Raw genomic sequence first — 9204 nt, 5'->3', positions numbered from 1 at the left:
TCGACGGTGGTGTCGGCGGTGCTCATCCCTGCCCTCTCAGAATGCGGAAAGGCCGGTGAGGGCGCGGCCGATGACGAGCTGGTGGATCTCGTCGGTGCCCTCGTACGTGCGCACCGACTCCAGGTTGTTGGCGTGCCGCATCACGGGGAAGGCGTTGGTGATGCCGTCGCCGGCCAGGATCGACCGGGTCTGGTGCGCGACCTCGAGGGCTTCGCGCACGCTGCTGAGCTTGCCGACCGAGATCTGGGCCGGGGTGAGCTTGCCGGCCTCCTTCAGACGCCCGAGGTGGAGGGCCAGCAGGATGCCCTTCTCGACCTCGACGAACATGTCGGCGAGCTTGGCCTGCGTGAGCTGGTTGGCGCCGATCGGCTTGCCGAACACGGTGCGGGTGAGCGAGCGCTCGATGCCCGCCTCGAGGCAGCTGCGGGCCGCGCCCATGGCGCCCCAGATGATGCCGTAGCGCGCCTCGTTGAGGCATCCGAACGGACCCGACAGGCCGGACGCGCCGGGCAGGATCGCGTCGGCGGGAAGGCGCACGTCGTCGAGGTCGATGTCGCACTGCACGGAGGCGCGCATCGAGAGCTTGCCGGGGATGGGCGTCGCGGTGAAACCGGAGGTGTTCGTCGGCACCAGGAATCCGCGCACGGCGCGCCCGCCCTCACCGAACTCGGGATCGTCGACGCGCGCCCAGATGACGGCGACATCGGCGAGCGACGCCAGGCCGATCCAGCGCTTGGCGCCGGAGAGCACCCAGCCGTCACCGTCACGGCGCGCGACCGTGGTCATGCCGGCCGGGTCGCTGCCGCCCTGCGGCTCGGTCAGGCCGAAGCATCCGACCAGTTCGCCCGCGGCCATGCCGGGCAGCCACCGCTGCCTCTGCTCCTCCGAGCCGTACTTCGAGATCGCGCTCATCGCGAGCGAGCCCTGCACCGACACGAACGTGCGCCAGCCGCTGTCCGCCGCCTCCAGCTCGAGGCACACCAGGCCGTACGCCACGGCTCCGGCGCCCGCGCACCCGTAGCCCTTGATGTGCATGCCGAGGAAACCCGCGGCGCCGAGCTCGGGGATCAGCTCGCTGCGGAAGTACGCGTTCTCGAAGTCCTCCTCGATCACGGGGGCGATCTTCTCCTGCGCGAAGGCGCGGGCACGCTGCTGCCAGTCGCGCTCGTCCTCGGTCAGCAGGGCGTCGAAGTCGAAGACGGCGTCGATGCGGGGGGCTGTCGGTGTGAACAGTGCGGACGTCATGGGTCGCTCCTTTGCGGGGATCGTGGCGGGGATCAGTGCCAGACGGCGCCGCGATCGGCGTCGAATGCGGGCGGCGGGGTGTGCGGGACCGCCGGCGTGGCGGACAGCTTGATGGGGCTCGAGATGGTGCGGGTGGCGCCGAGGCTCACGACCGGGTCGAGGCCCAGGGATGCTGCGAAGTCGATGGCCTCGGCCACGTCGTTCACGAGCCCGGCCGGCACGCCGGCGTCGGCGAGGCGCTGCGCCCAGTCCGCGGCCGGAGCCGTCGACAACCCGCGCTCGAGGTCCGCGGCGAGCTCCTCGCGGTGGGCCACCCGGTCGGTGTTCGTGGCATAGCGCGCGTCGCCGGCGAGTTGCGGCATCCCGATCACGGCGCACAGGGCGGCGAACTGCCGGTCGTTGCCCACGGCGATGACGAGGTCGCGGTCGGCCGCGCGGAACACGGCGTACGGGGCGATCGACGGGTGCGCGTTGCCGAGGCGTCGCGGCGCGGTGCCGGTCTGCAGGGTCGACGAGGCCTGGTTGGTGAGGGCCGACAGCAGGCTGTGCAGCAGGTTCACCTCGACGCGCTGGCCGGCGCCGGTGCGGTCGCGCTCGCGCAGTGCGAGCAGGATGCCGGACACCGCGTTGAGCCCGCACAGCACGTCGACGAGGGCGACGCCGGCCTTGGCCGGCTCCCCGTCGGGGGCGCCGGTGATCGACATGAGGCCGCCGACCGCCTGCACGAGCAGGTCGTAGCCGGCGAGCGCCGCGCCCTCGCCCGCACCGAACCCGGTGATCGAGCAGTACACGACGGCCGGGTTCTGCGCCCGCACGCTGTCGTAGTCCAGCCCGAACCTGGCCATCACGCCGGGGCGGAAGTTCTCGACGACGACGTCGGCGGAGGCGGCCAGCGCCTGCGCCTGCGCGCGGCCCTCGTCGGTGCCGAGGTCGACCGCGACCGAGCGCTTGCCGCGGTTGACGCTGTTGAAGTACGTGGCCTGCCCGTCGGCATCCACCGGCGGCCGCCAGTGCCGGGTGTCGTCACCGGTGGGCGGCTCGACCTTGATGACGTCCGCCCCGAAATCGGCGAGCGTCATGGTGGCGTACGGCCCGGCGAGCACGCGCGAGAAGTCGGCGACGCGGATGCCCGAGAGCACTCCGACGAATGCGGCTTCGGCCATCGTTCCTCCTCCTGCGCAGGTCGCTCGACGTCGCGGGTCGACCGCTCACGTCGAATTCATCCTATTCCGAATCTTTATTGTCGCGAAACCCGCTGATCCCCGGATCCCTCGGCTATCGTGTTCGTGTGTCATCCAAGGTCGGTCCCGGCGCGCGCGAAGCGGTCTTCGCGCAGCTGTCCGAGGCCGGTCGCGCCCAGCAGGTCGCACAGCGCCTCGCCGACGGCATCGCCCTGGGCGTCCTCGCCCCCGGCGAGCGGCTGCCCAGCGAGCCGGAGCTCGCCCGGCGGTTCGGGGTCGCGGTCATCACGGTGCGCGAGGGTCTCGGCATCCTGCGCGACGCCGGCCTGCTGCGCACCCGCCGCGGCCGCGACGGCGGCAGCTTCGTCGCCACGGACGAGGACGACGAGCATCACGGCATCCTGACCGCGCGTCTGCACGCCCTCAGCCAGGTCGAGATCGACGACATCGGCGTGTACTTCGCGGCGATCATCGCCGCAGCCGCCGAGAGGTCGGCGGACCGCGCCGCGCCGCACGACGCGCCGCGGCTGTCCGCCTGGCTCGCCGACGCCGGATTCGACGACGCGGCCTCCGCCCGCACCACGCAGAGCGGGTTCTTCCTGGAGCTCGCCGTGCTGAGCCAGTCCCCGCGCCTCGTGCGTGAGCAGATCCGGCTGCAGGCCGACCTCGGTCCGGTGCTGCTGCTGGGCCTCACCTCCCCCGACCTGCGACGCGACGCGCTGGCGCAGAACCGCCGCATCGTCCGGGCGATCGCCGACCGCCGCCCCGCACACGCCCGGGACGCGGCCGCCGAGCTCGTCGCGATGCTCATCGCGCGCGTGCTGACCGCGAAGGGCCGCCTCGAGAAGGGAACCGGACGCGATGAGCCCCTCAGCGCCTGACCTCGTCGCACTCGTCGACGACACGATGCGGGGCGTGTTCGCGCAGCTGGACAGCTGGCGCACGAGCATCGAGACCGTCCTGGCGACGGAGCCCCGCGCCGCCGAGCTCGACGACGCGGTCGCCTCGCTCGTGCTGCCGGTGCTCGCCGACGAGGACTCGCTGCTGGTCGGCGCCGGCTTCATCGCGGACGCCGACGCGGTGGGCACCCGCGGGGTGCACTTCGCGTGGTGGCTGGGCCCCCTCGAAGACAACCCCGTGCTGGGCGCGACGACGGTCCCCACCCGACTCGACCTGTCCACGCGCGGCTACACGGAGTACCTGCGCGATTTCCGCTCGCTGGAGTGGTTCCGGGTGCCCACCACGACCTTCCAGGCGCACGTGACCGGACCGTACGTCGATCACCTCTGCACGTGCGACTACATCCTCACCTTCACCTCCCCCGTGCGGGTGCCCGGCGACGGGGTCGCCGGCGTCGTCGGGGCGGACGTCGCGGTACGGCGTCTGGAGCGCGAGGTGCTGCCGGCCCTGCTGCGCGTCGAGCAGCCCATGGCGATCATCGGCGAGTACGGCCGCGTCATCGTCTCCACCGCGCCCGGGATGCCGGTCGCGTCGATCGTGCCGGAGGATGCCGTGCGCTTCGAATGCGCCACCGCCCCGTTCGCGATCGTCCCCTCGCCCTGAATCATTCGCTGGTATATGTTTTAAGAGAGTTCGCAGTGTGGCGGTGCCGCGCTGCGTGGATCCCGAAGGAGCAACCCATGAACTACGCGGTGGTCAACCCCGCAACCGGCGAGACCCTCAAGACCTACGAGGGGCTCACGGACGAAGGCCTGCAGGCCGCGATCGCCGCGGCATCCGAGGCGCACCGCGGCTGGTCGAAGTCGTCCACCGTGGCCGAGCGTGCAGCCCTCATCCGCCGCGTCGGCGAGCTGCACAACGAGCGGGTCGACGAGCTCGCCGCGATCATCGTGCGCGAGATGGGCAAGCCGGTCGAGCAGGCCGTCGCCGAGGTCGAGTTCTCCGCCGCGATCTACGAGTACTACGCCGACAACGCCGAGAAGCTGCTCGCCGACGAGCAGATCGAGCTGCTCGCCGGCGAAGGCTCGGCGTTCATCCGCCGCTCGTCGCTCGGCGTGCTGCTGGGCATCATGCCGTGGAACTTCCCGTACTACCAGGTCGCCCGCTTCGCCGGCCCGAACCTCATCATCGGCAACACGATCCTGCTCAAGCACGCCGAGCAGTGCCCCGAGTCGGCCGCCGCGATCGAGCAGATCTTCCGGGATGCCGGCTTCCCCGAGGGCGCGTACGTCAACATCTACGCATCGCACGACCAGATCGCCACGGTGATCGCCGACCCGCGCGAGCAGGGTGTGTCGCTGACCGGCTCCGAGCGCGCCGGCGCCGCCGTCGCCGAGATCGCCGGCCGCAACCTCAAGAAGGTCGTGCTCGAGCTCGGCGGGTCGGACCCCTTCATCCTGCTGTCCACGGACGACCTGGACGGCGCCGTGGAGGCCGCCGTGGTCGGGCGCTTCGACAACAACGGCCAGGCCTGCAATGCGGCGAAGCGCTTCATCGTCGCGGACGACCTCTACGACGCGTTCCTGGAGAAGTTCCGCGCCGCAGTGGACGACATCGGCTTCGGCGACCCGTCGCAGCCCGGCGCCGCTCTCGGCCCGCTGTCGAGCCTGAAGGCGGCCGACATCCTCACCGACCAGGTCAACCGGGCCGTCGCCCAGGGCGCCACGGCGCACACCGCCGGCACCCGCGACGGCGCCTGGTACCCGGCGACGATCCTCACCGACGTGAAGCCCGGCTCGGACGCCTTCCACGAGGAGTTCTTCGGCCCGGTCGCCCAGGTGTTCCGCGTGCACGACGAGGACGAGGCGGTCGCCCTCGCCAACGACACGCCCTTCGGCCTCGGCTCGTACGTGTTCACCACGGATGCCGACCAGGCGCTGCGCGTGGCGGACGCCATCGACGCCGGCATGGTCTTCGTGAACGTCGTCGGCGCCGACGGCGCCGAGCTGCCGTTCGGCGGCGTGAAGCGCAGCGGCTCGGGCCGTGAGCTCGGCCGCTTCGGCGCCGACGAGTTCGTCAACAAGAAGATGATCCGCATCGGCTGAGCCCGAGGCATCCGCTTCGCTCCCACGGGCGAGGACGGCCGCTCGCCCCGCGAGCCCGCCGCCCTCGCCCGTGCTCGGTCGCGCCCGGAACCCCGGGGCGCCGGCTCTTCCCGCATCCCCACCCCGCACCACCACCCGTTGACTTGCCCTGGATGTACGCTCCGCCCGGCGTGTCGCGTACATCCAGGGCAAGTCAACCTGTCGAAAGGGACACACCGATGTCCGCCGAACCTGCAGCATCCGCGCCGACGCACCTCGACGACAGTGCGCACCTGGAAGTCCTCGGCTACCAGGAGAACTTCAACCGCTCGATGAGCCTCTGGGCGAACTTCGCCCTCGGGTTCACGTACCTCTCCCCGCTCGTGGGTGTGTACTCCCTGTTCGCCACAGCCCTCGCGGTCGGAGGCCCGCCGTCCATCTTCTGGATCTTCATCGTCGGCGGCGGGCAGCTTCTGGTCTCGCTCGTGTTCGGCGAGGTGGTCTCGCAGTACCCGATCCACGGCGGCATCTACCCGTGGACCCGGCGCCTGTGGGGCCGCCGGTACGCCTGGATGGCGGCATGGGTCTACATCTGGGCGATGATCGTCACGATCACCGCGGTCGCGCAGTACGGCTCCGGATTCCTCGGCAGCCTGTTCTCGATCCCGTCCACTCCGCTGACGACGCTGCTGCTGACGCTCGCCCTGCTGCTGGTCGCGCTCATCCTGAACTTCACCGGCACCAAGACCATGGCCCGGGTCGCGCAGATCGGCCTGGCGGCGGAGCTCGTCGGCGTCATCGGCGTCGGCCTCTACCTGCTGCTCTTCCAGCGCAAGCACCCGTTCAGCGTCTTCTTCGACACCATGAACGTGCAGGGCGACGGGAGCTACGTCACGGCGTTCCTGGGCGCGGCTCTCGCGGGACTGTTCCTGTTCTACGGCTTCGAGGCATGCGGCGACGTCGCCGAGGAGGTCGCCCGTCCCGCGGTGCGGATCCCGCGCGCCATGATGATGACGATCTTCGTCGGCGGCGTCTCGGCGCTCTTCTCGTTCGGCGGCTACGTGCTCGCCGCACCCGACCTCCCCGCGATCGTGGCGGGCAAGGACGTCGACCCCATCCCGCACATCCTGGACTCGGCCCTCGGCCCGGTCGGAGCGAAGATCTTCCTCGTCGTGGCGGTGACCGCGTTCCTCTCCTGTGTGCTGAGCCTGCAGGCCGCAGCGAGCCGCCTGCTGTACTCGTTCGCCCGCGACGGGATGGTGCCCGGACACAGCTGGCTGTCTCGCGTCACCCCGCGCACCAAGGTTCCCGCGAACGCGCTGATCGTGGTGTGCACGGTGCCGGTGCTGCTGTCGCTGCTCGTCTTCATCAACGAGGCCATCCTGAACTCGATCACCGCGTTCGCCGTGCTCGGCATCTACGTCGCGTTCCAGATGGTCGTGCTGGCCGCGCTGCGGCAGCGCGTCAAGGGATGGAAGCCCGCAGGGCCGTTCTCGCTCGGCAAAGCCGGCGTCGTCGTGAACGTGCTGGCGCTCGCCTACGGCGTGTTCGCGATGTACCTGCTCGTGCAGCCCGGCTCGACGGGGAACGTGTTCACCGACTGGATCGTGCTGATCGGCCTCGGCACAGTGCTCGTCGTCGGGTCGCTGTATCTGTTCCTCGCCCGGCCGGACCGGCTGTCGGATGCTCCGGCCGGCGATGCGATCGCCGTGGCCGCCGCCATCCGCACGCACACCGCCCGCCGCGCCGCCGCAGCCGAGCCGGTCGAGCCGGTCGACGCCGCGCCGTAGCATCCGGCACAGGTTCTGGCATCCCGCACCCGTTGACTTGCCCTGGATGTACACCGCGCACGGCGTGTCGCGTACATCCAGGGCAAGTCAACGGCGAGGGGGCCCGACGAAGCGAAGCAGAACGAAGCGAAGCAGAACGAAGCGAAGCCGGACGAAGCCGGGCAGGTCAGACCACGAGGTCGAGCTCGCCCGGCTTCTGCGTGGCGCTGTCGCGCAGGTCGAGGCCGGATGCCGCGGCCCAGGCGCGCAGCGCAGGGATGCCGCCGATGCGCGGACGCTCGGTGGCGAGCCGGCGCACGAGGGCGCCCTTGGCGTGCTTGTTGAAGTGGTTGAGGGCGCGCGTCGTGCCGTCCTCCCCCGCCGTCACCACGCGCAGGAACACGCTGTGCGCACCCGCCGGCACCGGCCCGAGCGCGGCGTACGCCTCGGAGCGCAGGTCCAGCACGAAGCGGGCGGCGCCCGACCCGAGGGCGGCTGTCACCGCCCCCGACCACAGGCGCTTCAGCGCCGGGATGCCCGGCAGCGAGGTGCCCGCACCCAGCCGGTAGGCCGGAATCGGATCGAGGGCGCCCACCGGCCCGAACGGGGCGGAATGGATCAGCACGTGCGCGCCCAGCCAGCGGCGGGCCGCGGCATCCAGGCTCGCGGCATCCAGCGCGTCGAACAACACGCCCGTGTACCGGTCGACCGCCGGCATCGTCGGGGCCGTGCGCAGGGCGGCGTTGTGCGCGATGTCGCCGCGCTGCCGGTCGCTGAGCTTGAGCACGCGCGCCGACGCGTCCTCGTCGGCGGCGAGCGTCACCAGCGCGTCGATCACCCGATCGCGCTCCGGACTCAGCCCGGGCAGGGCCAGCCGGCCGAGATCGAGCGGTCGTCCGCGACCGCCGGGATGCTTCGTCTCGGACGGCGGCAGAAGCACCAGCATCCTTCACTCCTCACATGCACATGCGAAGACGCCGGGCACGACCCGACCCGAAGGTCGGACGGTGCCCGGCGTCTGCGCCCTTCGACGGGCTCAGGGCCCGTTGGGGGCGTCAGGCGATCAGCGCGGCGGTGCCGGCGACGATCGTCACCTCGTTGTCCGCCATCGACAGGAAGCCGTCCTGTGCGTTGGCGACCACCTTGGTGCCGTCTTCGCGGGTGATGCGCACCTCGCCGGCGGCGAGGATCGCGAGCACCGGCTCGTGACCGGCCATGAAGCCGATCTCGCCGATCACGGTCTTGGCCACGACGAGGGATGCCTCACCCGACCAGACCTCCTGCTCGGCCGAGACCAGGCTCACGGACAGCGAAGCCATGTCAGGCGTTCTCCTTCTGGATCTGAGCCCACTTCTCCTCGACGTCGGAGATGCCGCCGACGTTGAAGAACGCCTGCTCGGCGACGTGGTCGAAGTCACCCTTCACGATCGCGTCGAACGACTCGATGGTCTCCTTGATCGGAACCGTCGACCCCTCGACACCGGTGAACTTCTTCGCCATGTAGGTGTTCTGCGAGAGGAACTGCTGGATGCGGCGCGCACGCGACACCGTGATCTTGTCCTCTTCGGAGAGCTCGTCGACACCGAGGATCGCGATGATCTCCTGCAGCTCCTTGTTCTTCTGCAGGATCTGCTTCACGGCGGTGGCCACGCGGTAGTGGTCGGCGCCGATGTAGCGCGGGTCGAGGATGCGGCTCGTCGACGTCAGCGGGTCGATGGCCGGGTACAGACCCTTCGACGCGATCTCACGCGAGAGCTCGGTGGTGGCGTCGAGGTGGGCGAACGTGGTCGCCGGGGCCGGGTCGGTGTAGTCGTCGGCCGGCACGTAGATCGCCTGCAGCGAGGTGATCGAGTGACCGCGCGTCGAGGTGATGCGCTCCTGGAGCACACCCATCTCGTCGGCGAGGTTCGGCTGGTAGCCCACCGCGGAGGGCATGCGGCCGAGCAGCGTCGACACCTCGGAGCCCGCCTGCGTGAAGCGGAAGATGTTGTCGATGAACAGCAGCACGTCCTGCTTCTGCACGTC

Annotated in this window: 8 protein-coding genes and 1 pseudogene; 4 read left to right on the top strand and 5 right to left on the bottom strand. The window is 70.7% G+C overall.

Features of this window, described 5'->3' with window-relative positions:
- Positions 1–36 precede the first annotated feature (36 nt).
- Complete coding sequence (locus tag VJR25_RS06400; protein WP_324113725.1) at positions 37–1245, bottom strand: acyl-CoA dehydrogenase family protein; 1209 nt, start codon at positions 1243–1245, stop codon at positions 37–39.
- 32 nt (positions 1246–1277) lie between these two features.
- A complete protein-coding gene (locus tag VJR25_RS06395; protein ID WP_324113723.1) occupies positions 1278–2408 on the bottom strand; it encodes a CoA transferase in 1131 nt (376 codons plus the stop codon).
- Between the two features lie 125 nt (positions 2409–2533).
- On the opposite strand from VJR25_RS06395, the gene VJR25_RS06390 reads away from it, so the two are divergent.
- The 4 genes from VJR25_RS06390 to VJR25_RS06375 all read left to right on the top strand — a co-directional run bounded on the left by VJR25_RS06390 (position 2534) and on the right by VJR25_RS06375 (position 7200).
- Positions 2534–3307, top strand: a complete 774-nt coding sequence (locus tag VJR25_RS06390) for a FadR/GntR family transcriptional regulator (protein ID WP_324113721.1) — start codon at positions 2534–2536, stop codon at positions 3305–3307.
- On the top strand, positions 3288–3989 hold the full coding sequence (locus VJR25_RS06385) for a hypothetical protein (RefSeq protein ID WP_324113718.1): 702 nt from the start codon (positions 3288–3290) through the stop codon (positions 3987–3989). Before VJR25_RS06390 ends, VJR25_RS06385 begins: the two co-directional genes overlap by 20 nt.
- Complete coding sequence (locus VJR25_RS06380) at positions 3950–5431, top strand: NAD-dependent succinate-semialdehyde dehydrogenase (protein ID WP_324113716.1); 1482 nt, start codon at positions 3950–3952, stop codon at positions 5429–5431. Before VJR25_RS06385 ends, VJR25_RS06380 begins: the two co-directional genes overlap by 40 nt.
- Positions 5432–5649: 218 nt before the next feature.
- Positions 5650–7200 carry an APC family permease gene (locus tag VJR25_RS06375; protein WP_324113713.1) on the top strand — a complete coding sequence of 517 codons (1551 nt, stop codon included), beginning with the start codon at positions 5650–5652 and terminating at the stop codon, positions 7198–7200.
- Positions 7201–7366: 166 nt separating this feature from the next.
- On the opposite strand, the gene VJR25_RS06370 is transcribed toward VJR25_RS06375, so the two are convergent.
- The 3 genes and pseudogenes from VJR25_RS06370 to VJR25_RS06360 all read right to left on the bottom strand — a co-directional run.
- The gene (locus tag VJR25_RS06370; protein WP_324113712.1) at positions 7367–8125 is read right to left on the bottom strand and encodes a YaaA family protein; all 759 of its coding nucleotides are present in this window, start codon (positions 8123–8125) and stop codon (positions 7367–7369) included.
- A 109-nt stretch (positions 8126–8234) separates the two neighbouring features.
- Positions 8235–8498, bottom strand: coding sequence for a F0F1 ATP synthase subunit epsilon (locus VJR25_RS06365; RefSeq protein ID WP_324113709.1), 264 nt, complete (start codon positions 8496–8498; stop codon positions 8235–8237).
- Position 8499: 1 nt separating this feature from the next.
- Positions 8500–9204: pseudogene (locus VJR25_RS06360) on the bottom strand (F0F1 ATP synthase subunit beta); the annotation flags it as partial.

It is taken from the genome of Microbacterium sp., assembly GCF_035277845.1.
Classification (GTDB): Bacteria; Actinomycetota; Actinomycetes; order Actinomycetales; family Microbacteriaceae; genus Microbacterium.
The sequence above is the reverse complement of the archived record's forward strand: the minus strand, read 5'-3'. Positions and strand labels throughout refer to the sequence as shown.